Consider the following 24,862-nt stretch of genomic DNA (forward strand, 5'->3'; position numbering starts at 1 on the left):
ACTTTCTGAAGTGATGAGATAAAGAAGTATATCAGATACCTGTTTTATCTGCAGACGCTGCCAAAGTCCGACTAAGCCATTACCAACCCTGTGCTTTGAGCGCCTCGATTTCGAAATCGCCATCATCCACCAGCCGTTCCCAGCCAGCGAACTTGCCCACGCCCAGCGAACGCGCCATCGACAGCAGCAGGCTTTGTCCTGCCGCCGCGCGTTCCGGCATCAGCTGGTAGACGGGATCGGCAAACGCGGCCGCGGGCGTGGTAATCGTCCAGCCCATGTCCTTGAACTGGGCGATGGCATCGTCCAGCCACAGCGCATTGATCAGGTTATGGTGCAGCAGCATCACCTGCGGGATATCGCGTCCCTGCAACTGTTGCGCCAGCGCCCGATAGGCCAGCGCACGCTGGCGCAAGTGGCCAAGGTAAGCCTGCCTGATGGCACTGAGGTCTGCCTTCGGGTTAGCGCGCAACACTGTGACCAGTTTTTCATCGAGCCGCCAGTCGCTCGTATCCAGACTCACATAGGCATTGCGATAGCCATGCGCTTGCAGAAAAGCGCGCATGCCGTCGCGCTTCTCCGGCGTGTTGCCTTCGCGCAGATAGGTGTAGCGGAACCACTTCTGGTAACCGGGCAGCGTGGCGATGATACGGTCGCAGTCCAGCACTTCCTGCTGGTACTGGGCTAGCGTGAGCTGGCTGCTGTGCAGATCGGGATGGGTCATGGTGTGGTTGCCCACCGCATGGCCAGCCTGCCCCCACGCCTGCGCCAGCGCATAGCCCTCGGGCCGGTCGGCACCATTGCCGGCGGTGACAAACAGCGCAGCTTTCACCTGATGCTTGGCCAGCGCTGCCAGCAGGGCGGCGTTGCGCTGCTGCGGGCTGAGCAGCGGAGTCTGCTCTAGTCGGGGGCCGTCATCGAAAGTCAACGCCACCGATTGTGCCTGTGCGCTGGCAGCCAGCGCACAGCAGGCGGCAACCGCCACAGTCAGCGTGGCACGCACCAGCGTTTTGAGCATGAAATTAGACATAGAAATCACCGGAAAATAAAAAACCCTCTAGATCAGTGACCTACAGAGTTTTTCGGAAATTGCGCAACTGACGCTGAGTCAGAATTAGTCGGGTTGTGTATACCTGCCAACGTAAATAGCGATGTCAACAAATGCACGGATCCCACGGCTGAAGGCGCTCTGGTCAACCCATGAGTGCATTTGGTCGCTGTATTGTCAATAAGAATTCGGGGATCAAAGCTTGGTCTGCCGATCGACTTGTTCTCGAAATTCAGACTGGAACTGCTGAACAGCGGATAGGATGACATCAAAGGCTGGTGGAGATTCACTGAACATTTCCGCCTGCATTTCGACATAGTCTTGTTCCCAGGCTTTGTACTGATCGGTCGTCGGCATGATTTCCAAAGAATTGGGTTTTAACGTTGTGTAGTCAACCCAGCTTTGCTCAAAAAAAACCTGCCGATGTGCGGCCACTTGGCTGAACAGATTCAGATCCTTGGCAGCAGCGGCCGCCACACCCTTCTGAATGAGGCAATAGACATCGTAGTAATGCCGTGCCATACGCAACCCGCGTACTTTTTCCGGAGGGCGAAATCGCTCTTCGTGCAACAGCATAGCCTTTTCCCAAAAGGTTCGTTCGGCGGCAAGCGCCTGTACGTCCACCGAAGGTATCGCAAGCTGATTGAACATCTCACCGACAATTGGAGTAATCGCGCACGTCGATGCGGGCCAAGGGTCAGCACGTGCCCCAAACTCAATTTTCACTCGGGGCCGAAGGTACCGACTTACGCTGTTTTCAAATAAAGTTGGGTATTCGAACAGGATTGTTTGTTGATCCGGGTCTTCGGCATCAAGCGACAACGCCCACGTCCCCGTCCCAAGTTCTCCGCTAATCCGCTCTGCGAGACTCGGAAATACGGTATTGCGGACATATTCACCTGCAGCTTTGCGTAGCGCCTTTAGCAGCTTACCTTGTTTGCTGGATGTCTGTGCCTGCTCCGGAGCTTTATCACCAACGTAGCCCAGCAGCTCACGCCCAATGGTTAGATCAATGTCTTCCGAAAACCGATCGATCAACGTCCACGCCTTCGATAACGATGTGCCGCCTTTGAACGTCAGGTGGCCCGCTAATTCAGGCATGTTAAACAAATGCCGCAATGCGTAGTACACCCAATAGTCCTTTTCGACGCTTGATGCCACCCATCCTTTTTGCGCACCAGCTTGCTCAAAGGCTGTGCGGCGCTGTTCAGCATCCAGAAGCCAAAAATGACTCATTCGATCCTCTCTGCATTACTTAGCTCTTGCATGATCTTTCCAATCCACGCGGGCGCCAGATGCGCATCCTGACGCAAAATGAGCTTGTCAGTATCACTCAAGGTTTGATGGAGTTTTGAAATTGTCTTCACATCCATCTGTGCTTGTTTCATGTGCCGCAATGCCTGAATCAATAGGCCACTGATGCGGCCTGCTGTAGCCATGTTTTTCGGTGTGGTGTGCTTCAATATCACCGTTTGCTTACCAACCGTGACTGTTCTGGACGGCCCGTCGGTCAGGAATGTTAGTTTCAAAGGGACTTGCTCGCTTAAGCCAAGTAAATTAGCTGCGTATGCACCCGAAGGCTGTATGCGCAACTGCAATTTCTCGGCAACAGCTTCGGCGATCTTGGTAGTGTCAGGGAGCAGTCTGCCGAAAGTCGCATGTTCTCTGGGTTTATCGTAGAAGCCGCGACGGAGCCGCCTTAATGCGCCGTTTCGAACAAGACGTGATAAGGCTTGGTCTACAGCTGCCCGGCTGCCAAGGTGCAGAAAATCAGCTGGGGTAAACACTTTTCCAGGGTCTGACCTCTGTACCAGTTGACGTATCGACGCCTCAACCCCTCCCTTGAGAGGAATGGAGGGATGCTTCCTGACGGCGTGGGATGGTAGAGGCATGTCAGAAATAGTAGCATGTTTTTCTGACTTTTCGTCAGAAAAAGTCATCGAAATTTCTGACAAATAGAAAGCCATCATAAAATAAAAAGCCCCACAACTTCAAAGAGTTACGGGGCCTTGTTTACAACTCGTTCTGAGGTGTACCTTAGAACGGAATATCGTCATCCATATCCGAGAAGTTCGGCGCTGGGCGTGGCGCCGGACGTGGTGCAGCCGGTGCCGGTGGCGCCATCTGCGGACGTGGTGCCGGTGCCTGACGCTGTGGCGGCGCATCGTAGCCGCCGTCGTCCATGCTGTCGCCACCGCCCATGCCCTGACGGCCACCCAGCATCTGCATCTGTTCGGCGATGATGTCGGTTGCGTAGCGTTCTACACCGTCTTTGTCCGTGTATTTACGGGTTTGCAGACGGCCTTCCACGTACACCGAGGAACCTTTTTTCAGGTACTGGCCAACGATCTCGGCCAGACGGCCGAAGAAGGAAATACGGTGCCATTCCGTCAACTCTTTCTGCTCGCCCGTGTTGCGGTCTTTCGAACGGTAGGACGTTGCCACTGCGATGTTCGCAATCGCATCGCCGCTAGGCATGTAGCGAATTTCCGGATCGCGACCCAGATTGCCGACGATGATCACTTTGTTGACAGATGCCATGTATAAAACTCCTGAAGTTCGACCGCCCTGACTTTCGGGCAAATTTTAGCTAAACGACGATTATAGAACACCACCTACCCCTGCGCCTCAACTATCTCGCAACGCGGAATTGAAACAGCGCAAGAAAATACTGGTATTATATACAGTATCGCATAGTCCACGGTCGATCTGGCGCAAGGTCGGCGCAGATAATCAAACCCAGCTATAGTATCGGGTTGACCCCGAAAGGCAGAACATGGAACAAATCCGTATCCGCGGCGCACGCACGCATAATCTCAAAAACATCAATCTCGATTTGCCGCGCAACCAGCTGATCGTGATTACCGGCCTGTCCGGTTCCGGCAAATCCTCGCTGGCGTTCGATACGCTGTATGCGGAAGGCCAGCGCCGCTATGTCGAGTCGCTCTCGGCCTACGCGCGCCAGTTCCTGCAACTGATGGAAAAGCCCGATGTCGATCTGATCGAAGGTCTGTCGCCGGCCATCTCGATCGAGCAGAAAGCCACTTCGCACAATCCCCGTTCTACCGTCGGCACGGTCACCGAAATTCACGACTATCTGCGTCTGCTGTATGCGCGCGTGGGCACACCTTACTGCGTCAACCACCCCGATCAGGCACTGGCAGCGCAGACCGTATCGCAGATGGTCGATGCCGTGCTGGCTATGCCGGAAGGCACCAAGCTGATGATCCTCGCGCCTGTTGTGGCCAACCGCAAGGGCGAGCACAGCGACCTGTTCGAGCAGATGCAGGCGCAGGGCTTTGTGCGCTTCCGCGTGCAGAGCGGCACCCACGACGCCAAGATCTACGAAGTGGACGAACTGCCCAAGCTGAAAAAGACCGAGAAGCACACCATCGATGTGGTGATCGACCGCGTCAAGGTGAATGGCGAGATCAAGCAGCGACTGGCCGAAAGCTTCGAGACGGCACTGCGGCTGGCCGATGGCCGCGCGGTAGCGCTGGAAATGGATACGGGCACAGAGCACGTCTTCTCCAACAAGTTCGCCTGCAACACCTGCGGCTACTCGCTGCAGGAACTGGAACCGCGCCTGTTCTCGTTCAATAACCCGATGGGCGCCTGCCCTGAATGCGATGGCCTCGGTCACATCGAGTTCTTCGATCCGAAACGCATCGTCGCTTTCCCCAATCTGTCGCTGGCGTCCGGCGCCGTCAAGGGCTGGGACCGACGCAATCAGTTCTACTTCCAGATGCTGTCGAATCTGGCCGCGTTCTACGAGTTCGATCTGGATCTGCCATTCGAGCAGCTGCCGAAGACGGCGCAGGAAGTGATTCTGCACGGCTCGGGCAAAACCATGATCCCGTTCACCTACGTCAACGAGCGTGGCCGCACCGTGATCAAGGAACATGCGTTCGAAGGCGTGGTGACCAATCTGGCGCGACGCTACCGCGAAACCGATTCGATGGCGGTCAAGGAAGAACTGGCCAAGTTCATCAACGAGAAGCAGTGCCCGTCCTGCCACGGTGCGCGTCTGCGGCAGGAAGCGCGCTACGTCAAGGTGGGCAGCGGCAAGCAGGAAAAAGCTATCTACGAAATCGCCCAGAAACCGCTGCGCGATTCGCTGTCGTTCTTCCAGCAGCTCAAACTCAAAGGCGCGAAAAAGGAAATCGCCGACCGCGTGGTCAAGGAAATCATCTCGCGTCTGCAGTTCCTCAACAACGTCGGCCTCGATTATCTGTCGCTCGACCGCAGTGCTGACACCCTGTCCGGTGGCGAAGCCCAGCGTATCCGTCTGGCCTCGCAGATCGGCTCCGGCCTGACGGGCGTGATGTATGTGCTCGATGAACCATCCATCGGTCTGCACCAGCGCGATAACGACCGTCTGATCGAAACCCTCAAGCACTTGCGCGATATCGGCAACAGCGTGCTGGTGGTGGAGCACGACGAAGACGCTATCCGCACGGCCGACTTCATCGTCGACATGGGCAAGGGCGCCGGCGTGCACGGCGGCGATGTGATCGCCCAGGGCACGCTGAAGGAAATCCTGAAAAACAAGCAGTCGCTGACGGCGCAGTACTTGAACGGCACGCTGAAAATCGCCGTGCCACCCAAGCGCCATCAGGCCGATCCTGATCGCCAATTGATCATCAGCGGCGCGACCGGCAACAACCTGAAGAAAGTCGATCTGAAGCTGCCGGTCGGCCTGATGACCTGCGTCACGGGCGTGTCCGGTTCCGGCAAATCGACGCTGATCAACGATACCCTGTATCCGGCCCTGTCGCGCCATCTTTACGGTTCGCAGACGGAACCGGCACCGCACGACAGCATCAGCGGTCTGGAACACTTCGATAAAGTCATCGCGGTCGATCAGGCACCGATCGGCCGTACGCCGCGCTCGAATCCGGCCACCTACACCGGCCTGTTCACGCCTATCCGCGAACTGTTTGCCACCGTACCGGCAGCCAAGGAACGCGGCTATAGCGCGGGTCGTTTCTCGTTCAACGTCAAGGGCGGCCGCTGCGAAGCCTGCCAGGGCGATGGCGTGATCAAGGTGGAAATGCACTTCCTGCCGGACGTGTACGTGCCGTGCGATGTCTGCCACGGCAAGCGCTACAACCGCGAAACGCTGGAAGTGCAGTACAAGGGCAAGAACATCACCGAGATTCTGGACATGACGGTGGAAGACGCGCACGAGTTCTTCAAACCCGTGCCGCTGATCGCGCGCAAGCTGCAAACCCTGCTCGATGTGGGTCTCGGCTATATCAAACTGGGGCAGAGCGCCACCACGCTGTCCGGTGGCGAAGCGCAGCGCGTCAAACTGTCGCTGGAATTGTCCAAGCGCGATACGGGGCGCACGCTGTACATCCTCGATGAACCGACCACCGGCCTGCACTTCCACGATATCGACCTGCTGCTGAAGGTGATCCACCGCCTGCGCGATCAGGGCAATACGCTGGTCATCATCGAGCACAATCTGGACGTGATCAAGACGGCCGACTGGATCGTCGATCTGGGGCCGGAAGGCGGTGCCGGTGGTGGCCAGATCATCGCCAGCGGTTCGCCCGAGCAGGTAGCCGCCAATCCGGCCAGCGTGACCGGCAAGTATCTGGTACCGCTGCTGAAATAAGCGCAAGCCCCCAGTAAAAACGCCCGCCCTGCAGAATGCAGCGCGGGCGTTTTCTATGCGCGCTTCAGCTTATTGCATGCTGACGCGGTTCTGCTTGGCCTTCTCGGTGCTGACCCAGCCTTTGATATGGCTTTCCAGCACATCCATCGGCAGTGCACCGGCGCCCAGCACCTGATCGTGGAACTGGCGGATGTCAAAGTCCTTGCCCAGTTCCTTGCGGGCGTAGTCGCGCAGTTCGAGAATCTTCAGCTGGCCGATCTTGTAGCCCAGTGCCTGACCGGGCCAGACGATGTAGCGGTCCGTCTCGCTCTGCACTTCCACTTCCTCGATACCGGAGTGGTCATGGAAGAAGTCCACCACCTGCTGGCGGTTCCACTTCTTGTAGTGCAGACCCGTATCGACTACCAGACGGATCGCGCGCAGCATTTCATCCTGCAGATGGCCGTAGTAGCTGTACGGGTTGCTGAAGAAGCCCAGTTCTTCGCCCAGACGTTCCGAATACAGTGCCCAGCCTTCCGCATAGGCCGTGTAATTACCCTGCTGGCGGAAGTTAGGCAGGCCGTCGATTTCCTGCGCAATGGTCAGCTGCATGTGGTGACCGGGCACGCCTTCGTGCAGCGCCGTGGTCTCGATACCGATGGTGGAGCGCTTCTCGAAGTCGCCCGTGTTCACCATCACGCGGCCCGCACGTTTGCCGTCCGGCGAACCGGGCATGTAGGCAGCGCCGGAAGCACCCTTCTCGCGGAATTCCTCGACGGGACGGATCTCCACTTTACCTTTCGGCAGTATGCCGAACTGCTGCGGCAGCTGGGTGTACATCTGGTCGGTATATTTCTGATACAGGTCGATGATTTCCTGACGCGATTTCGGATGCAGTTCAGGATTCTCTTCCACTGCCTTGTTGAAGGTCTTCAGATCCTTGTAGCCGAGCTTCTGCGCGGTCGCCAGCATCTGTCCCTCGATACGGGCCACTTCGGCCAGACCCAGTTGATGGATCTGTTCCGGCGTCATGGTGGTGGTAGTCGAAGAATTAGCCTTGAAGGTATAGCGCGCAGCGCCATCCGGCAGCGACCACATGCCCACTTCCTTGCGGCCGTGCGGCAGGTAGCGGGTCTTGGTGTACTGTGCCAGCTTCTTGTAGGACGGCGTCACGTTCTTCTCGATCGCACCCAAGATAGCCTTGCTCAGACGGGCTTTGTCAGCCTCGGAGAAATCTTTCGGGAAGGTCTTGATAGGCTGGGCAAACGGCGAATCGGCCGGCTTCATGGCTGCCACATCTTCGCACTGCTTGACGATTTTCGGGATCAGGAATTTGGGCGGCATCAGCTTGTCCTGCACGCCTTTTTCCATCTGTACGCGGGTCTGCTCGAACAGCTTGGGCAGCGTGTTCAGGCGAGTGATGTAGTCCTCGTAGTCCTTGACGGTTTCAAACGGCAGGGCGGAGACGATCTGTGGCAGATCGATGTGGATACCGGAGTTCTGCGCCAGTGGCATCTCCCAGTCCTTGAAGCGGGCACCGGTCACGCTGTCGCGCAACTGGCGCAGCATCAGTTCGCGGTTCAGCTGTTCCTGCAGGGGGAAGCCGGTGGTATCGATGGCTTCGAAGCGCTTGAGGAAATCGGCCGATTTTTTCAGATCGGCCTCGATGCCGGCCTGCGAGAAGTCCGACCATTTATCGTTGTAGCGCTTATCGCCCAGCAGCGAAGCCCACTCGGGACTATTCTTCATCGTATATTCCCACTGCTCCTTGATCAGCTGATTGAGCGCATCGCGGCGCGCGGCCAGATCAGGCGCTTCGGCGTGGGCCGTGCCCAGCATCAGAGAGAACAGCAGGGCGCTGGCAACGCCGATGCGGGAAGTTACATTCATCATAGTCGGACCTATCGGTAAAGTGGTGAGCCTCTACTGTATGCGAGCCGGCCGGCGCATGCCCCCAATATATGACGAAATGTAAATTTCGCGGTATGAGCTGCAAAAAACCGAGGGGTCAGGTCGGGCAAAGTGCTGGGGTCAGGTCGGGCATTGGTGCAGCCTCGGCCGTTGCCCCATTGCCCGACCTGACACCTACACTTTGCCCGACCTGACCCCAAAATAGAAAACGGGGCCAATGGCCCCGTTGTGCGGATTAGCGTGCCAGACGCTTTTCCAGTTCGGCTTTCACGTCGCGCAGTTCCTGCGGCAGGTGGTAGGCCAGTTTGGTGAACAGTTCTTCGTGCAGCACCAGTTCTTCGCGCCATGCATCCTTGTCGATCGAGGTGATGGTTTCGAATTCTTCCGGCGAGAACGGAATGCCGTCCCACTTCAGATCGCCGAAGCGCGGGGTGGTGCCGAAGATGTTCTCGATACCGCCGGCCGTGCCTTCGATACGCTCCAGCATCCACTTCAGTACGCGCATATTGTCGCCGAAGCCAGGCCAGACGAAGTGACCTTGCTCGTCGGTGCGGAACCAGTTGACGCAGAAGATTTTCGGCAGGGTGGCGCCGTCGATCTTGCCCAGTTTCTCGCCCATGTTCAGCCAGTGCTGGAAGTAGTCGCTCATGTTGTAGCCCATGAACGGCAGCATGGCGAACGGATCGCGGCGTACCACGCCCATCTGGCCAGCAGCAGCAGCGGTGGTTTCCGAACCCATGGTGGCAGCCATGTACACGCCTTCGATCCAGTTACGGGCTTCGGTCACCAGCGGTACGGTGGTGGAACGGCGGCCGCCGAAGATGAAGGCCGAAATCGGCACGCCAGCAGGATCGTCCCATGCCGGATCGATTACGGGATTCTGGGTCGCCGCCACGGTGAAGCGCGCATTCGGGTGCGCTGCTTTGGTGCCCGAAGCCGGGGTCCAGTCTTTGCCCTGCCAGTCGATCAGGTGGGCGGGTGCTTCCTTGGTCAGGCCTTCCCACCAGATGTCGCCGTCATCGGTCAGCGCGACGTTGGTGAAGATGGTGTCCGAACCCAGCGATGCCATGCAGTTCGAGTTGGTACGGGTGTTGGTGCCCGGTGCCACGCCGAAGTAGCCGGCTTCCGGATTGATCGCATACAGGCGGCCATCGGCACCCGGTTTGATCCACGCGATGTCGTCGCCGATGGTGGTGATCTTCCAGCCCTTGAAGGTCGCTGGCGGGATCAGCATGGCGAAGTTGGTTTTGCCGCAGGCCGAAGGGAAGGCCGCTGCTACGTAGTGTTTTTTGCCTTCTGGCGATTCCACACCCAGAATCAGCATGTGTTCTGCCAGCCAGCCCATGCCGCCGTTCTGGGCTTCCTGATGGCCCATGTTGGAAGCGATACGCAGCGCGAAGCACTTTTTGCCCAGCAGCGCATTGCCGCCGTAACCCGAACCATACGACCAGATTTCGCGGGTCTCAGGGAAGTGCACGATGTATTTGGTGGCGTTGCAAGGCCATGCCACATCTTTCTGGCCAGCGGCCAGCGGTGCGCCCACGGTGTGCACGCAGGGCACGAACTCGCCATCCGTACCCAGCACGTCGTACACGGCTTTGCCCATGCGGGTCATGATGCGCATGTTGACGGCCACGTAAGGCGAATCGGACAGTTCCACGCCGATGTGGGCGATCGGCGAACCCAGCGGGCCCATCGAGAACGGCACCACGTACAGGGTACGGCCAGCCATGCAGCCATCGAACAGCGGGTTCAGGGTAGCGCGCATTTCGGCAGGCGCCATCCAGTTATTGGTCGGGCCGGCTTCTTCCTTGGTTTTCGAGCAGATGAAGGTGCGGTCTTCCACGCGCGCCACGTCGCTCGGATCGGAGCAGGCCAGATAGGAATTCGGACGCAGTTCCTGATTCAGCTTTTTCATGGTGCCAGCGGCGACCATTTCACCGCACAGGCGGTCGTACTCTTCCTGCGAGCCGTCGCACCAGTAGATGCGGGCCGGTTTGGTCAGGGCGGCGATTTCTGCTACCCAGTTGATCAGTTTCTGCTGCTTAACGTAAGCCGGGACGTTCAATGCTGCAACGCCACCCATCACGGGTTGATTCATAAGACCTCCAATGCAATGTAAGAATTCTGTGTCCCTGCGCGGCAGGATCGTCGTCAGCTTGTGGCTTGCGCTCGGAAGCCCATACGATATGGGTCGGCGGGTACGGCGGTCTTGTCGGAAAGCACCCGTACAGACGGGTGGGCAGCCCTGTATGATGGGGGGCCGTTTTATTTTTGTCCGGCGATTGTACACCTGACTATCCCCATTTCCGACAAAAATGTAGGAGAATTGGTTGACTAATGTAGTAGGCTATTCAGCTTTCTGTCCAGACCGTTATTTCCCTACGCAATATCTATTAAATTCGTGCATCTACCATGAAAATCGCAATTCTTGATGATTACCAGAACGCAACTCCGAGCCTGGCCTGCTTCGATCTGTTGCGCGATCATGAGGTTAAAGTGTTCAACAATACCACCCGCGGGCTGGGTCAGCTGGCCATCCGGCTGGCGCCCTACGATGCGCTGGTGCTGATCCGCGAACGCACGGCGCTCAATCGTGCGCTGCTGGCCAAGTTGCCGAATCTGAAAGTCATTTCCCAGACGGGCAAGCTGGCCGGCCATGTGGATGTGGCCGCCGCCACCGAACTGGGCATCGCGATTGCCGAAGGGGTGGGTTCGCCTACCGCACCGGCCGAGCTGACGTGGGCGCTGATCATGGCAGCGGCGCGCAAGATCGTGCCGTATGCCACCAATCTGAAGGACGGGCTATGGCAGACCGCTTCCGTCAATCCGCAGCTCAACGGGCTGGGCATGGTGCTCAAAGGCCGTACGCTGGCCATCTGGGGCTATGGCAAGATCGGCCAGCTGGTGGCCGGCTATGGTCGCGCGTTCGGTATGCAGGTGCTGGTATGGGGCAGCGAGAACAGCCGCGCCAAGGCCGTGGCCGACGGTTTTCAGGCGGCGGACTCGCGTGCAGCGCTGTTCGGGCAGGCCGATGTACTGAGCCTGCACCTGCGTCTGCATGCGGATACCCGTGGCATCGTCACGGCCGAGGATCTGGCGCTGATGAAACGGGAGGCGCTGTTCGTCAACACCAGCCGCGCCGAACTGGTACAGCCCGACGCGCTGGAACAGGCACTGGGACGGGGCCGCCCCGGCTATGCGGCACTCGATGTCTTCAGTTCGGAACCGCTGGGTGCAGATAGCCCGCTGCTGCGCATTCCCACCGTGCTGGCCACGCCCCATCTGGGCTATGTGGAGCGCGACAGCTACGAGCTGTATTTCCGTCACGCGTTCCAGAATATCGTCGATTTCGCGGCCGGCCAGTGCCAGACCATCCACAACCCCGACTATCTTGCGCAGGCACGGCCGCTAGGCTGAAGAGATAAGGGCTAGGCGGCGCGCTATTCGGCCGCGGGTGCCTGTTCGGCATCCGGTTCCTCGTCGGCATCCGATTGCGTGCTGGCCGAGGCTGACAGCGGCGCCAGCATGGGGCCTAGCTCCAGCCGCGGGGCAGGTAGCGCATGCACTTTGCTCCATAGCCCCTGCCAGCCGGGTGGCCACGGCAGCGCCGGCCCCGCATACGGCGGCAGCGATGCACGCACTGGTACCACGGGCAGCGGCGGCATGTCCGTCAGCGGACCGTGAGCAGGACGCGCCATATCGAGGCTGTACATATAACCGGGCAGCAGGGCATCGCAGATGCCGGCAAACCATGCCGTATGGTCTTCGTCGCGGCCCAGCGCCTGCGCCAGCCCGTGCGGGTCGAAACGGGCTAGCGCAGCGATCAGTTCTTCCGTGCTGGCTCCCGGTTTGTCGCCCCAGCCCATCACGGGGTTGACGTTGTAATCGGCGCCCGAGCCATACCAGCCTTCGCGCCACGCACGCTGCATCCAGTCGCGCCGCCCCGTGAACAGATGCCAGCGCCAGTGCAGGCCGGAGGCCTTGGGCCACACATACAGATACAGCCGCTGGTAACCGGCGCTATGCAGCGCCCGCACCACAGCCATCAGACGGGCCTGCGGCATGCGGTCGGGCGGGGCGCGGCGGAACAAAATCGGCACGCCGTCCGCCGTCTGCACTTCGTCGGTGGACAGATTCAGGTCCAGCGTGCGCGCCTCACTACCGAAACGGGCGGCAATCCAGCCCGTCAGCAGATTGACGGCCGTGATCACGCCATACCCGCGATGGCGGTGGAAAATCACGGTACCGGGAGCGAGGTTGGTCATGGGCGGCGCGCAGACAAAGAAACCAGTGTAGACATAGTCGGGGCAGATTGCCAGTGGCTGGCGCGGTGACGGTGCCCTGTCGGTTTAGGTTATGATGCACATCATTTTACCGACACCGAGTACTCACCATGACTTTGCGCATCCTCGCCACCGGCGGCACTTTCGATAAACACTATGACGAAATCAACGGCAAGCTGGGCTTTGGCGAAAGCCACCTGCCTGCCCTGCTGGCGCGCTGCCGCCTGACCGTGGAAGTGGCACTGGAACAGCTGCCGCTGATGGATTCGCTGGACATGGTGGATGCCGACCGCGCCCGCATTCTGGCCAGCTGCACGGCCGCGCCGGAACAAGCCATCGTGATTATCCACGGCACTGACACCATGCCGCAGACGGCTGCCGTACTGGGCCCCGCCCAGCTGGGCAAAACCATCGTGCTGACGGGTGCCATGATTCCGTATGAAATCGCGAATTCGGATGCCATGTTCAATCTGGGTTTTGCCAGCGCCGTGGCGCAGACCCTGCCGGCCGGCGTGTACGTGGCCATGAACGGCAAGATCTTCGCTTGGGATAACGTGCAGAAGAACAAAGCGGCCGGCGTGTTCCAGCCGCTGTAAGCCTGAAGCGCTCGCAAGCGCGCCGGCACTCGCACTAGTAATAAGGCTAGCGGCGCGGTACAGCCAGCAACGCTGGGTCCGCCGGCTGTGGCCAGGTTGGCTGCGCCACGTCGGCAGCGCTGGCCGTGGCCATATGGCCGCTCGTCAGCCCGCCCGTGGCGGCAAACTGCTGCAGCGCCTGCGCCATGCGGCTGGCCTGCAGGTTCAGCGTAACCGCCGCCGGCACCTGATTCCCCTGCTGCAGCCAGACATCGACCAGCGCATGACTGCTGCCATCCGTGCTGGTATAGCTGCTGCTGGCAGCGATCAGATTACCCTGATCCAGCGTGGCCGTAATCTGCGCCGCCAGCGACAGGCTGCGGATCTGCAGCTGCCCCAGCGCGTACAGTTCGCCGGCTGCGCTACGGCCATCGCTATTCCCATCCACCCACACCCGCAAGTCGCCAAACGCGCCATCCTGCGCATCGATCTGGCCATCATGGTTGTCATCCAGCGTAGCCAGCGCTGCATAACCGTCCGCCGCGCGGCCACCATCGGCCAGCGGCGTGGCCATACCGAACAGTTCACTGCCATCGTTGATCACGCCGTCGCCGTTGCGGTCCAGCGCCAGCAAACCATCACCGGACGCAATCCAGCCCGTGGCCTGCGGCTGGCCGCTAGCGGCCAGATCGAACTGCACGCCGGCGCTGGCAGCCAGCGTCTGCACGCCCTGCCCATCCAGATCCAGCGCCAGCGGCGTAATGAAGGTCAGCGCGGCAATCTGGGCCGGACTGAAGGCCGCCTTCTGTGCCGCACTCAGTTCGTTGTACTGGGTAACGGACAGCGCCCGCATCTGTCCCGTAGTGAGGGCCGCCAGCTGGGCGGTCTGCAAGCCGGCCAGCTGGGTGGTCGACAGCACGGTAATCTGGCGGGTAGTGAAGCCACCGATATCGCGCGTCTCGATGGCACCCATGTCGCGCGCACTGAGTGCGGCAATCATGCCGGTACTGAGCGCGCGCAGCTGGCCGGACGACAGCGCCACCATCTGCTCGGTGGTGAACTGGCTGCCACCGCTGCCATTCGGCTGCATCACGCTGATCTGCGCCAGCGTGATGGCAGCTACCTGCGCCGTATTCAGCGCCAGCAACTGGTCGCTGCGCAGGGCGCGGAAAGTTTCGGTACGTAGCTGGGCAATATCGGCAGCATCGATGCCCCGTATCATATCGGTCTGGATCTGCCCCATGGCAGCCGAACCCAGCGCCGCAAACTGGCTGCCCGTCAGCGCCCGCAGCTGCTCGCTGCTCATGGCCGACAGCAGACTGCCATCGCGCCCCGACGCATTCAGCATCAGCGGGTTGATGGCCGCTACGGCGGCCGTGCGCAGCGCCGCCACCTGGGTGCTGGTCAGAGCCGTCAACTGGGTGCTGTTCATGCCGGCCACCTGCTGGCCGCTCAGCGCCGCCACCTGCGCCGCATTCAGGGCTGCCAGCTGGGCCGTCTTCAGCACGGCGATGGCCGCCGTCTTCAGGGCCGCCAGATCGGCCGTTTCCAGCGCTGCCAACTGGGCGGTCTGCAGCGACTGCACTTGCGCGCTGCCCAGCGCGGCCGCCTGCGCCGTGCTCAGCGCGATCAGCTGGGCCGTCGTCAGTCCCTGCATGGCAGCCGTGCGCAGCACCGCCACCTGCGCAGTCGATAGCAGGCCGAATGTCTGCACGCCGCTACCGAAAGGATCTGCCCCCAGCTGCCCCAGCTGGGCCGAACTCAGCCCCGCCAGCGCGCCCGAACTGAGCGCCAGCATGGCAGCCGTATTGAGGGCCGCGATATCGCTGGCAGGCAGATACGCCATCTGTGCCGACGTCAGTGCGCCGACCTGACGTGCGGTCAGCGCCGCGATCTGGCTGGTGGCCAGTGCGGCCAGCTGGCCGCTGCGCAGAGTCGCCATCTGCGCCGTGCCTAGTCCCGCCAGCTGGGCCGTACTCAGACTGGCCAGCACGCTGCCTGTCAGGCCCGCCATGGCGGCCGTATTCAGCGCCGCGAGACTGCCGCTGCCCAGCGCGGCCAGCACATCGCTGCCCAGTGCGGCCAGCTGCTGGCTACGCAGGACGGACAGCTGGGCGGTACGTAGCGCCACCAGCTGGTTGCTGCGCAACACGCTGGCCTGCTCGGTCGACAGGCCAGCCAGTGCCGCCGTTTTCAGTGCCGCCATGCCGGCATCGCTGAGTGCAATCAGTGCTTCGGTGGCGATGCGCACCAGCTGCTGCGAACCCAGCGCCGCGGCCTGCGCCGTGCCCAGCGCCGCTACCTGATAATTGGCCAGCACCGCCATTTGCGCCGTATTCAATATGCTGATCTGCGCGGTATTCAGCGCCGCCATGTGCTCGCCATCGAGCGCACCGATCTGGTCCGTCGTCAGGCCGATCACGGCCGCGGTGCGCAGTGCCGCCAGATCGGCTGTTTCCATCGCCCCGATCAGGGACGGGTCCAGCAGCATCAGCTGGCGGCTGCTGAAGGCCGTCACCTGCGCCGTACTGAGCGCATTCAGCTGGGCGATGGTCAGACCCGGCAAGGCTGCCGTACTCAGCGCTGCCAGCTGGGCCGTACGCAGCGTGGCCAGCTGGCCAGCTGCCAGATCGCCGCCCAGTGCGGCCAGCTGCTCGGCGCTCAGCGCCGCCATGGCCAGCGGCGTCAATCCCGCCAGACTGGCACTGCCCAGCGCAGCAATGGCCGCAGCACTCAGGCCTACCATCTGACGCGTGCCCAGTGCACTCAGCTGTTGCGAACTGAAGCTGGCCACCTGCTGCGGCTGCAAAGCGCCAAACTGGTCGCTGCTAAGTACAGCCAGCTGGCGTGTATTCAGTGCCGCTAGCTGGCTTGGCGTCAGCGCCGCCAGCGCGGCCGGGGCCAGCGCCTGCAGGGCACCCGTGCTCAGTGCGGCCAGCTGGGCACTCGTCAGCGCCGCCTGTGCTTCATCGGACAGGGCACCCAGCTGGGTGCTGCTGAGTGCGGCCATCTGCTGGCTGCCCAGCACGGCCAGCTGTTCCGCGCTGAGGGCGCGCATCTGTGCTTCGTTCAGGCCGCGCAAGGCCAGCGTACGGATGGCGGCCAGATCGCCCAGCTCCAGCGCGGCGATATCGACCGTGCTGAACACCGCCAGTTGCGCGCTGCCCAGCGCTGCCGCCTGCGCCGTGCTCAGGGCGATCACCTGTTCGGCGCCCAGTCCGGTCAGTGCTAGCGTGCTCAGCGAGGCGATCTGCTGGGTGCTCAGCAGATCGATCCGGCTGGCGCCGTTGGGGTCCGTTGCCAGTACTGCCAGCTGGTCCGAACTGAGCGCGGCGATCGCCGTCGTCTTCAGCCCCACCAGCGCCGCCACATTCAGCGCCGCCAGATGCGCCACGGTGAGTGCGGTGATCTGGCGCGAACCGAACGCAGCCAGCTGGGCCGAGCCCAGCCGCTCGAACTGGCTGTCGTCCAGGCTGTTCAACTGCTCATCGCTCAGCGTCGCCAGTTGCCGTGTGCTCAGCGCAGCCACTTGTGCCCCGCTCAGCTGCAGCAACATGGCCGTCGGCAGAGCCGCCATCACGGCGGTGGAAAGTGCTGCCACGTCGGCCGTTTCCAGTCCGGTCAGTGCACTCGCGCTGAGCGCCAGCACCTGATCGCTGGACAGTGAAGCCACCTGGGCGCTGCCCAGCGCCGTTACCTGTGCAGCATCGAGTGCTGCGGCCTGTGCAGTGTTCATGCCGCTCAGCGCACGGGTAGTCAGTGCGGCCAGATCGGCCGTTTCCATGGCGGCGATATCGTCCACGCTGAGCGCGGCCAGCTGGGCGCTGTTGAACATAGCCGCCTGCGCCGTACTCAGGGCAATGGTCTGTTCCACCGTCAAACCCGTCAGCGCCGCCGTGGACAGCACCGCAAACTGGCCCGTGCTGAGCACGGCGATCTGGTTACCCATGGGGTCGGCACCGAGCGCCGCCAGCTGGTCCGAATTGAGCGCGGCCAGTGCCGAAGTCCCCAGTGCGCGCAAGCCCAGCGCATTGATGGCGCCCACATCCTCGGGCGTCAGGCCGACCACATTGCGCGAATTCAGGCCCACCAGCTGGGTAGCGCCCAGACCCGCCACCTGCTCGCTGCGCAGCGCCGCCAGCTGTTCGCTGCTCAGCACGGCAAACTGGCGCGAGCTGAAGCTGGAAAGCTGGGCGGCCGGCATGGCACGCAAGGCATCGGTACTCAGGGCGGCGATATAGGCGGTGCTGAAGGCCGCCATATTGGCCGTGGTGAAGGCCGCTATCACGTCGGCCGGCAAGGCCTGCAACTGCGCCGTGCTGAGCGACAGATACTGGGCCATGGTCAGCGCCGCCAGCTGTTCCGGAGTGAGCGCGGCCAGCTGGCCCGTACTCAGGCCCACCACAGCGGCCGTACGCAGCGCGGAAATATCCAGCGGATCGATGGCCGCAATCGCCTGCGTGCTGAGGGCGCGCAGCTGGCTGCTGGTAAGCACGGATGTCTGGGTCGCCGTCAGGGCAGTCGCTTCGTCCGGCGTCAGTCCGGCCAGCGTGGCACTGCGCAGCACGGCAATCTGGGCAGTGCTGAGCTGCTGGATGGCATTGCTGCCACTATTCGCGGCCAGCACCGCCAGCTGAGCCGAACTCAGCGCCGCCAGCGCCGCCGTGCGCAACGACGACAGCGTGGCCGTGCCCAGTGCCGCTACTTCCGCCAGCGACAGGCCAGCCAGCTGCTGCGAACTGAGCGTGCCGATCTGGACGGCATTCAGGCTGGCGAACTGGTCGCTGCTCAGGGCATTCAGCTGAGCCGTACTCAGCACCGCGATCTGGCGCGTGCCGAAACCGGCCAGCTGGCTCAGCGAGAGTGCCGCCATGCTGGCCGTATTCAGCTGGGCCAGACTGGCCGTATGCAGCGCCGGCCAGGCACTGCTGGACAGTCCCGCCAGCGCATCCGTGGCCAGTGCATTCAGTTGCGCGCTGCTGAGGATGCCCAGCTGGCTAGTGCCCAGTGCGGCCAGCTGGGCGCTGCCCAGCACCCGTGCCTGCTGGGTGCTCAGGGCAGCCAGCACATTGCTGCGCAGGGCCGCCAGATCGGCGCCACTGAGGGCCTGCATCTGATCCGTATTCAGCGCGGCCAGCTGTCCTGTGCTCAGTGCGCCAGCCTGCGCCAGCGTCAGCGCTGCTACCTGATCGCTACTCAGACCGGCCAGCGCTGCTGCCCGCAACGCAGCAATCTGCGCAGTTCCCAGCTGGCCGAACTGGCTGGCACGGATGGCCGCCAGTTGCGCCGAATTCAAGGCCGTCAGCGCGGCCGTATTTAGCGCCAGCAAGGCCGCGTTAGTCAGCGCGGCAAAATCGTCGGTCGTCAATCCGCTCAGCTGGCGGCTGCCCAGCACGGCATACTGGCTGGCACTCCAGCCCTGGATCTGCTCGGTACTCAGCGCTGCCACCTGCGCACTGCTCAGCGCTGCCAGCGCAGCACTGTTGAGCGCCCCCAGCTGGGCACTGCCCAGCAGCGCCAGCACGGCCGGCACCAGTTGCGCCACCGAACTACTACTGACAGCGGCCAGATCGGCCAGCGGCACGGCGGCCAGCGTGTCGCTGGTCAGTGCACTAAGCTGGCGGCTGGTCAGGGCGATGAAGGCGGAGGTGCTGATGGCGCGGATCTGGTTACTGGTGAGCGCCGCCATCTGGTCGGTATTCAGACCGACGATGGCATTCGAACGTAGCACCGCCAGATCCTGCGCTTCCATGGCCGCCAGCTGGTCCAGCGTCAGTACGTTCAGTTGCGCACTATTCAGAGCGGCGGCCTGCGCCGTCGTCAGGGCAACCAGCTGGTCCGTCGTCAGCGCCGTCAGCAAAGCCGAGTTCAATGCCGCAATACCCTGTGTGCTGAGCGCCGCAACGCCGCGCGTGCCCAGCGCCAGCAGATCGTCGCTAGGCAGCGCCAGCAACTGGCGCGTACCCAGCGCGGCCAGCTGGCTGTTGCTGAGCAGGGCAATCTGCTCGGTGGACAAAGCCTGCAGTTGCGCCGTACTCAGCGCCGCCACGCTGGCCGTGCCCAGTGCCTGCACGGCATTGCTGCGCAATGCCAGCCACGCGGTGGTACTCAGGCCGGCAATCTGGGCGGTGCTGAGAGCAGCGATCTGGTGGCTGCCCAGCGCCGCCATGAAATCCGTCTGGGCCACGCCCACGGCATTCAGCACGCTGGCCGACAGCGCTGCCAGATCCTGCGTGCTCAGCGCCGGCACCATGGCCGTATTCAGCGCCAGCAACTGGGCACTGCGCAAGCTGCCGAACTGGGCCGTCGTCAACGCGGCCAATTGATGACTGCCTAGCAGGGCAAGCTGGCGCGTATCGAGCCCATTCAGGCTGGCCGTGCGCACGGCAGCCAGATCCGCCGCTTCCAGTCCGGCCAGCTGGCTACTGCTCAGTGCATTCAGCTGATGGCTGCCCAGCTGGGCCGCCTGCTGCGTGCTCAGCGCAGTGATCTGTGCGCTACTGAGTTCGCCCAGCTGGCTGGTGCTCAGCGCAACAATATCCTGCGTGCTGAGGGCGCCAATGCCGCGCGTGCCGATGGCTGCCAGTGCACCGCTGGCCAGCACTGCCAGCTGGCGCGTAGCCAGTGCCTGCAATTGCGCTGTGTTCAGCAGCGCAGCCTGCTCGGTCGACAGTACTGCAATATTCTGCGTGCCCAGTGCCGCAAACTGGGCTGTGTTCAAGCGCGTTATGGCGGCGCTGCCCAGCGCCGTATAGGCATCCGTGCCCAGCGCTGCCACCTGCGCCGTGGTCAGGGCAGCGATTTGCTGACTCGCCAGTGCAGCCATGAAGCTGCTCTGGCTAGCACCGACGGCATTCAGCGTGGCCCCGCTCAGCGCAGCAATATCCTGGGTCGACAGCAGCGCCAGATAGTCGGTATTCAGTGCCAGCAGCTGGGCGCTGCGCAGGCTGGCAAATTGTGCCGTGGTCAGCGCCTGCAACTGGGTACTGCCCAGTGCAGCGACCTGCTGGCTGTTCAGCGCATTCAGACTGGCCGTGCGCAGCACGGCCAGATCGGCCCCTTCCAGCCCCGTCAGCTGGCTGGTAGACAGCGCCGCCAGCTGGTTGCTGCCCAGCTGTGCAGCCTGCAGGGTGGAGAGCGCCGTCACTTGCGCGCTACTCAGTTCCGTCAGCTGTGCCGTGCTCAGCGCCACAATGTCGGCAGTACTCAGTGCCGCCACCCCGCGCGTGCCGATGGCAGCCAGCGCACCGGCCGTCAGCGCAGCCAGCTGGCGGGTAGAAAGTGCGGCCAGCTGGCCGGTTGCCAGCAGCGCTACCTGATCGGTAGACAGGCTGGCGATGCTGGCTGTCGCCAGCGCGGCAAAGTCGGCCGTTTCGAAGCCAGCGATGGCTTGCGTGGCCAGTGTGCGGAACGCAGCGCTACTGAGCGCAGCACTCTGGGCTGTGGTCAGCGCCACGATCTGGCGGCTGGTCAGGGCGGCCAGAAAATCGCTATTCGCGACGCCTACGGCATCCAGTCTGGCGGGGGCAATCGCGGCAATATCCTGCGTGCTGATGACCGCCACATTGAGGGGATCGAGGTAGCTCAGCTGCAAGGTGCTGAGCGCGGCCATCTGCTGGGTACGCAGGACCTGAGTCTGGGCCGTGCTGAGCGCCTGGATATCTTCCGTCGTCCACGCCGCTACCTGCGCCGTCGTCAGGCCGACGATCTGCAAAGTAGTCAGGGAGGGGACGGACGAGGGCATGCTAGTTCCTAGATTGGCAACGTCTCTTAATATATCAGAAAAAGCCACAATTTCCTCGCGGAAACTGCGATATTTTCGTCGAAATACAGCGTAAAAATGCCGCAAAATCAATGATTTTGCGGCATTCTTGTCAAACTACTCAAGCGGGAGCAAAGCTGCCGGCGCAGCGTCGGCAACTCAGGCCTTGGCTTCGCCGCCCAGCGCTTCCACCACGTCGGCCATCAGCTTGGCCAGTTCACCCGTCATCAGCATGAAGTCGCCATCGAAGCGCTCTTCATCGTTCTTGGTGCTCGATTCCTTCTCGCTGATCACATCCAGCGCTTTCACGGCCTTGATGGCCAGCGATTCGGTGAGCACGAAGGAAATCTTGCTATCCCACGTCATGGCCAGACGCGTGCACTGCTTGCCCGCCGCAATGTGGCGGCGGATTTCTTCCGGTTCCAGCGTATGGCGCACATAGCGCACCGCCGCCTTGCTTTCGCCCGTGGCGCGCAGTTCGGTATCCATATCCACCGTGAAGCCGGCCGGCGCATCGTCAGCCTGCAGCCATTCCGTCATCACGCCCACTGGCGAACGCTGTACCCGTAAACTCTCTAACGGCAATTTATCGACGGCCTTGAGCAGCAATTTGATCACTTCGTCTGCTTTGGCAGGACTGGCCGCATCCACCACCAGCCAGCCATTCACGGGATCGATCCAGGTCCAGACATTGCTGCGGATCGAGAATGCGCGTGGCAGCAGCTCATCAGCCACCCGTTCCTTGAGTTCCTTCATGGCTTTCTTGCCGGGAGCGAAGCCCTGGGCTTCTTCCAGCTCGGCCGCACGGGTCTTGGCCACCTGATTGATCACGGTATTCGGCAACAGCTTCTTTTCCGTGCCCAGCAGGATCAGCATCTGCTTATTGACTACGTGCACCAGACCGCCGTTCGGACGGGGGCGATCCCAGCCCTGACGCAGCAGTTCGTTACTGCTGGCAGGCGTGAAGGAATGGGGCGCCAGCGCCTCTTCCAGTTGTTCCGGAGTAAAGGCCCAAGGGGCCGGCAGACGATAGATCTGTAGATTCTTGAACCACATGTGTTGAGCCTTGTTTCAGTAATGCCAGGGGAGCGCCATTTTACACGGTGACGGCGGCGCCGCACCGTTCTAGGCGAACAATTCGCCCTGAGTGGGAACGCGCAACAACGTCGCTGCACCGGGCGGCTCCAGCGTGCTGGCGCGCACTCCCAGCAGGCGCAGCCGGCGCTGTAGCGGCACCCGTTTCAGACATTCGCGCGCCGCGTGCAGGATGGCAGCGCCATCCACCACGGGCTGGGGCAGGGTCAGGTTGCGGCTGACGATCTGGAAATCGTCGTAGCGCAGTTTGACGCTGATGGTACGGCTGACATAGCCCTTGCGTTTTAAATCCTCGGCCAGCCGCTCGCATAGCGCCGTCAGCACGCCGGACAGCACGGCGCGATCCTGCCGGGCATGCAGATCGCGCTCGAACGTGGTTTCGCGGCTGATCGATTTGCTTTCCGTGCGGGTGGCCACGGCGCGCTGGTCAATGCCGCGTGCTGCCGCTGCCAGCCACGCCGCGTAGTGGCCACCGAAATGGTCCTGCAGCAGGCCGGCATCGGCCGCCGCCAGCTGACCTATGGTGTCGATGCCCAGCGCCGCCAGCTTGTCAGTGGCCTTGGGGCCGATGCCATTGATCTTGCGCACGCCCAGCGGCCAGATACGGGCCGGAATATCCTCATAGCCGAGTATGGTCAGGCCGTTGGGCTTTTCCAGATCGGAGCAGATTTTCGACAGCAGCTTGTTGGGTGTCACGCCGATCGAACAGGTCAGCCCCGTGGCGGCATGCACGGCCTGCTTGATGCGCAGGGCCAGTTCGCGGCTTTCCCCCTCCACATGGGTCAGATCGATATAGATCTCATCGATGCCGCGGTCTTCATAATCGGGCGCGATGCTGGCCACGGCCGCCTTGAACTGGCGCGAAATCTGCCGGTAGGCATCAAAGTTCACGGGCAGCAGGATGGCGTCGGGCGCCAGCTTGGCCGCTTTCATCATGCCCATGGCCGAGCCCACGCCCAGCGCCCGTGCTTCATAGGTCGCCGTGGTAATCACCCCGCGCCCCACATAGTCGCGCAGGCGGGCAAAGCGGTAGCTACCATCCGGCTGGCGTACGGGATGGGCATCGCGCCCGCCGCCGATCACCACGGGCAAGCCGCGCAGCTCGGGATAGCGCAACAGCTCGACAGATGCGTAGAACGCATCCATATCGAGGTGGGCTATGCGGCGCGGGGCTTCGGACATGGCAAAACAGAATTACTGTGAATCCATACAGTATCTAACGAAACATTGCGCTATGCAAGTAGTCGAACTTTATTCTGCCGCGACGGTGCTACACTGAGCTGATAACGATTCGACAACTGGCCCATCATGACGGTATTGCGTGCTGTGACCCTAGTGTTGTTCTGTCTGGCCTGCGCCTCGGCCTCGGCCGCCGCTACGGAGCCTTGCCCGCCAGCGCGCGCCGGCATTAGCGATCTGGGCTTCACTGCCTATCAGGAAAACGGCCAGTTCGGCGGCAGCAATGTCGACCTGCTGCGCGAACTGCAGCGCCGCACCGGCTGCCCCATCGAACTGATCTGGTTTCCCCATGGCCGCCTGTATGCCCAGTTCTACGACGGCCAGCTGGAACTGACGGGCGCCTCGCTGCGTACGCCCGAACGCGATCGCTACGGCATCTGGCTGCCCTACACCTATACCCAGTTCGAACTGGTGCTGCGCAATGACAGCGCGGGTAAATTCCACTCGCTGGCCGAATTCGTCGAGCACAGCAAGGCGCGCCTCAATGTGCCGCGTGGCATCTCCTACTCGCCCGCCACGCTGGTGCAGATGCAGCGCCTGCAACAGTTAGGCCGGCTGGAATTCGTCAACGACTATCAGGCCGTATTCCGCAAAATCGTCGCCGGCCGCGCCGAAGGTACACTGGCCTCGCCCACCATCCACCTGCGCTACCAGCGCCAGCACCAATTACTGGGGCAGATGCGCGCCAGCTTCTTTGCCGAATCGCCGCGCACCATCGTCGGCCTGTATATCTCGAAGCAGGTGCCCCCGCCCATTCGGCGCCGTTACGTCGACAGCCTGCGCAGCATCATCAGCGATGGCAGCGTACAGCGCTACAACGCCCACTATCTGGGTGAAGAGATCAGCCGCCAGATGTTTCTGGGCGGCGTACAGGATATCCTCGACGCCATGCCGCGCGAACCGTGAAAAAATGCCGCTTCCACAAATTATTCAAATAATTTTTAAAATAATTTGGAAAAACCCTTGCGGATTGCCAAAGCCGCCCTGTAGAATACGGCCTCGTTCAGCAGTTGTAGCAAAGTAGTAGCGACAAGCTGATATGTTTTCTGGGTGCTTAGCTCAGTTGGTAGAGCGGCGCCCTTACAAGGCGTAGGTCGGGAGTTCGACCCTCTCAGCACCCACCAGTAAAACATAGACGAACGAATTTGGAGCGGTAGTTCAGTTGGTTAGAATACCGGCCTGTCACGCCGGGGGTCGCGGGTTCGAGTCCCGTCCGCTCCGCCAAATTCCGAGAGAAGCCTGATGCTTGCATCAGGCTTTTTTCATTTCTGCGCCGTGTCCTTAGCATCATCTTCTACGGCGCTGCAAACTCGCCACGCCATGACAGCCAGACCCGTCAGCTAAGGC

Annotated in this window: 14 protein-coding genes and 2 tRNA genes; 6 read left to right on the forward strand and 10 right to left on the reverse strand. The window is 61.7% G+C overall.

The genetic code is table 11. The annotated features are described in order from the left end of the window. Nucleotides 1-79 precede the first annotated feature (79 nt). The 4 genes from ABNT42_RS00180 to ssb form a co-directional block, all read right to left on the reverse strand. Nucleotides 80-1,027, reverse strand: a complete 948-nt coding sequence (locus ABNT42_RS00180; protein ID WP_348692424.1) for a polysaccharide deacetylase family protein — start codon at nt 1,025-1,027, stop codon at nt 80-82. 213 nt (nt 1,028-1,240) lie between these two features. Continuing rightward, complete coding sequence (locus ABNT42_RS00185) at nt 1,241-2,281, reverse strand: nucleotidyl transferase AbiEii/AbiGii toxin family protein (protein ID WP_348692427.1); 1,041 nt, start codon at nt 2,279-2,281, stop codon at nt 1,241-1,243. Continuing rightward, nucleotides 2,278-3,015 carry a DUF6088 family protein gene (locus tag ABNT42_RS00190; protein WP_348692429.1) on the reverse strand — a complete coding sequence of 246 codons (738 nt, stop codon included), beginning with the start codon at nt 3,013-3,015 and terminating at the stop codon, nt 2,278-2,280. Before ABNT42_RS00190 ends, ABNT42_RS00185 begins: the two co-directional genes overlap by 4 nt. A 67-nt stretch (nt 3,016-3,082) precedes the next feature. After that, complete coding sequence (gene ssb / locus ABNT42_RS00195) at nt 3,083-3,586, reverse strand: single-stranded DNA-binding protein (RefSeq protein WP_348692432.1); 504 nt, start codon at nt 3,584-3,586, stop codon at nt 3,083-3,085. 235 nt (nt 3,587-3,821) lie between these two features. Here ssb and uvrA point away from each other — a divergent pair, with 235 nt between their 5' ends. Further along, entirely contained in the window at nt 3,822-6,668 is a 2,847-nt protein-coding gene (uvrA, locus tag ABNT42_RS00200) for an excinuclease ABC subunit UvrA (protein ID WP_348692434.1), read from the forward strand. A gap of 69 nt (nt 6,669-6,737) precedes the next feature. On the opposite strand, the gene ABNT42_RS00205 is transcribed toward uvrA, so the two are convergent. Continuing rightward, on the reverse strand, nt 6,738-8,540 hold the full coding sequence (locus tag ABNT42_RS00205) for a DUF885 family protein (protein ID WP_348692436.1): 1,803 nt from the start codon (nt 8,538-8,540) through the stop codon (nt 6,738-6,740). Nucleotides 8,541-8,793: 253 nt separating this feature from the next. Continuing rightward, on the reverse strand, nt 8,794-10,659 hold the full coding sequence (locus ABNT42_RS00210) for a phosphoenolpyruvate carboxykinase (GTP) (protein WP_348692439.1): 1,866 nt from the start codon (nt 10,657-10,659) through the stop codon (nt 8,794-8,796). 314 nt (nt 10,660-10,973) lie between these two features. Here ABNT42_RS00210 and ABNT42_RS00215 point away from each other — a divergent pair, with 314 nt between their 5' ends. Beyond that, nucleotides 10,974-11,978 carry a D-2-hydroxyacid dehydrogenase family protein gene (locus tag ABNT42_RS00215; protein ID WP_348692442.1) on the forward strand — a complete coding sequence of 335 codons (1,005 nt, stop codon included), beginning with the start codon at nt 10,974-10,976 and terminating at the stop codon, nt 11,976-11,978. Between the two features lie 23 nt (nt 11,979-12,001). On the opposite strand, the gene ABNT42_RS00220 is transcribed toward ABNT42_RS00215, so the two are convergent. Next, nucleotides 12,002-12,826: an L-asparaginase gene (locus ABNT42_RS00220; RefSeq protein ID WP_348692445.1), complete on the reverse strand. Its 825-nt coding sequence runs from the start codon at nt 12,824-12,826 to the stop codon at nt 12,002-12,004. Between the two features lie 128 nt (nt 12,827-12,954). Between ABNT42_RS00220 and ABNT42_RS00225 the strand changes: the two genes are divergently transcribed. Then, a complete protein-coding gene (locus ABNT42_RS00225; protein WP_348692448.1) occupies nt 12,955-13,440 on the forward strand; it encodes an asparaginase domain-containing protein in 486 nt (161 codons plus the stop codon). A 46-nt stretch (nt 13,441-13,486) separates the two neighbouring features. Here the strand turns inward: ABNT42_RS00225 and ABNT42_RS00230 are convergent, their stop codons facing one another. From ABNT42_RS00230 to dinB, 3 genes are all read right to left on the reverse strand, one after another. Next, complete coding sequence (locus tag ABNT42_RS00230) at nt 13,487-21,163, reverse strand: hypothetical protein (protein WP_348692451.1); 7,677 nt, start codon at nt 21,161-21,163, stop codon at nt 13,487-13,489. Between the two features lie 177 nt (nt 21,164-21,340). Continuing rightward, a complete protein-coding gene (locus tag ABNT42_RS00235) occupies nt 21,341-22,237 on the reverse strand; it encodes a recombination-associated protein RdgC (protein ID WP_348692453.1) in 897 nt (298 codons plus the stop codon). 69 nt (nt 22,238-22,306) lie between these two features. Next, nucleotides 22,307-23,458 carry a DNA polymerase IV gene (dinB, locus tag ABNT42_RS00240; RefSeq protein WP_348692456.1) on the reverse strand — a complete coding sequence of 384 codons (1,152 nt, stop codon included), beginning with the start codon at nt 23,456-23,458 and terminating at the stop codon, nt 22,307-22,309. A gap of 144 nt (nt 23,459-23,602) precedes the next feature. Between dinB and ABNT42_RS00245 the strand changes: the two genes are divergently transcribed. The 3 genes from ABNT42_RS00245 (at nt 23,603) to ABNT42_RS00255 (ending at nt 24,739) form a co-directional block, all read left to right on the forward strand. Next, complete coding sequence (locus tag ABNT42_RS00245) at nt 23,603-24,421, forward strand: transporter substrate-binding domain-containing protein (protein WP_348692459.1); 819 nt, start codon at nt 23,603-23,605, stop codon at nt 24,419-24,421. Between the two features lie 142 nt (nt 24,422-24,563). After that, nucleotides 24,564-24,639, forward strand: a tRNA-Val gene (locus ABNT42_RS00250). Between the two features lie 23 nt (nt 24,640-24,662). After that, nucleotides 24,663-24,739: transfer RNA gene (locus tag ABNT42_RS00255), tRNA-Asp, on the forward strand. The last annotated feature ends 123 nt before the right edge of the window (nt 24,740-24,862 follow it).

This window comes from Duganella fentianensis (assembly GCF_964031615.1).
Taxonomy (GTDB): domain Bacteria; phylum Pseudomonadota; class Gammaproteobacteria; order Burkholderiales; family Burkholderiaceae_D; genus Rugamonas; species Rugamonas fentianensis_A.

Bases quoted from the DNA above. Each gene is read 5' to 3' on its own strand.
- ABNT42_RS00180 (WP_348692424.1), bottom strand. From the start codon at position 1,027: ATGTCTAATTTCATGCTCAAAACGCTGGTGCGTGCCACGCTGACTGTG.
- ABNT42_RS00185 (WP_348692427.1), bottom strand. From the start codon at position 2,281: ATGAGTCATTTTTGGCTTCTGGATGCTGAACAGCGCCGCACAGCCTTT.
- ABNT42_RS00190 (WP_348692429.1), bottom strand. From the start codon at position 3,015: ATGATGGCTTTCTATTTGTCAGAAATTTCGATGACTTTTTCTGACGAA.
- ssb (WP_348692432.1), bottom strand. From the start codon at position 3,586: ATGGCATCTGTCAACAAAGTGATCATCGTCGGCAATCTGGGTCGCGAT.
- uvrA (WP_348692434.1), top strand. From the start codon at position 3,822: ATGGAACAAATCCGTATCCGCGGCGCACGCACGCATAATCTCAAAAAC.
- ABNT42_RS00205 (WP_348692436.1), bottom strand. From the start codon at position 8,540: ATGATGAATGTAACTTCCCGCATCGGCGTTGCCAGCGCCCTGCTGTTC.
- ABNT42_RS00210 (WP_348692439.1), bottom strand. From the start codon at position 10,659: ATGAATCAACCCGTGATGGGTGGCGTTGCAGCATTGAACGTCCCGGCT.
- ABNT42_RS00215 (WP_348692442.1), top strand. From the start codon at position 10,974: ATGAAAATCGCAATTCTTGATGATTACCAGAACGCAACTCCGAGCCTG.
- ABNT42_RS00220 (WP_348692445.1), bottom strand. From the start codon at position 12,826: ATGACCAACCTCGCTCCCGGTACCGTGATTTTCCACCGCCATCGCGGG.
- ABNT42_RS00225 (WP_348692448.1), top strand. From the start codon at position 12,955: ATGACTTTGCGCATCCTCGCCACCGGCGGCACTTTCGATAAACACTAT.
- ABNT42_RS00230 (WP_348692451.1), bottom strand. From the start codon at position 21,163: ATGCCCTCGTCCGTCCCCTCCCTGACTACTTTGCAGATCGTCGGCCTG.
- ABNT42_RS00235 (WP_348692453.1), bottom strand. From the start codon at position 22,237: ATGTGGTTCAAGAATCTACAGATCTATCGTCTGCCGGCCCCTTGGGCC.
- dinB (WP_348692456.1), bottom strand. From the start codon at position 23,458: ATGTCCGAAGCCCCGCGCCGCATAGCCCACCTCGATATGGATGCGTTC.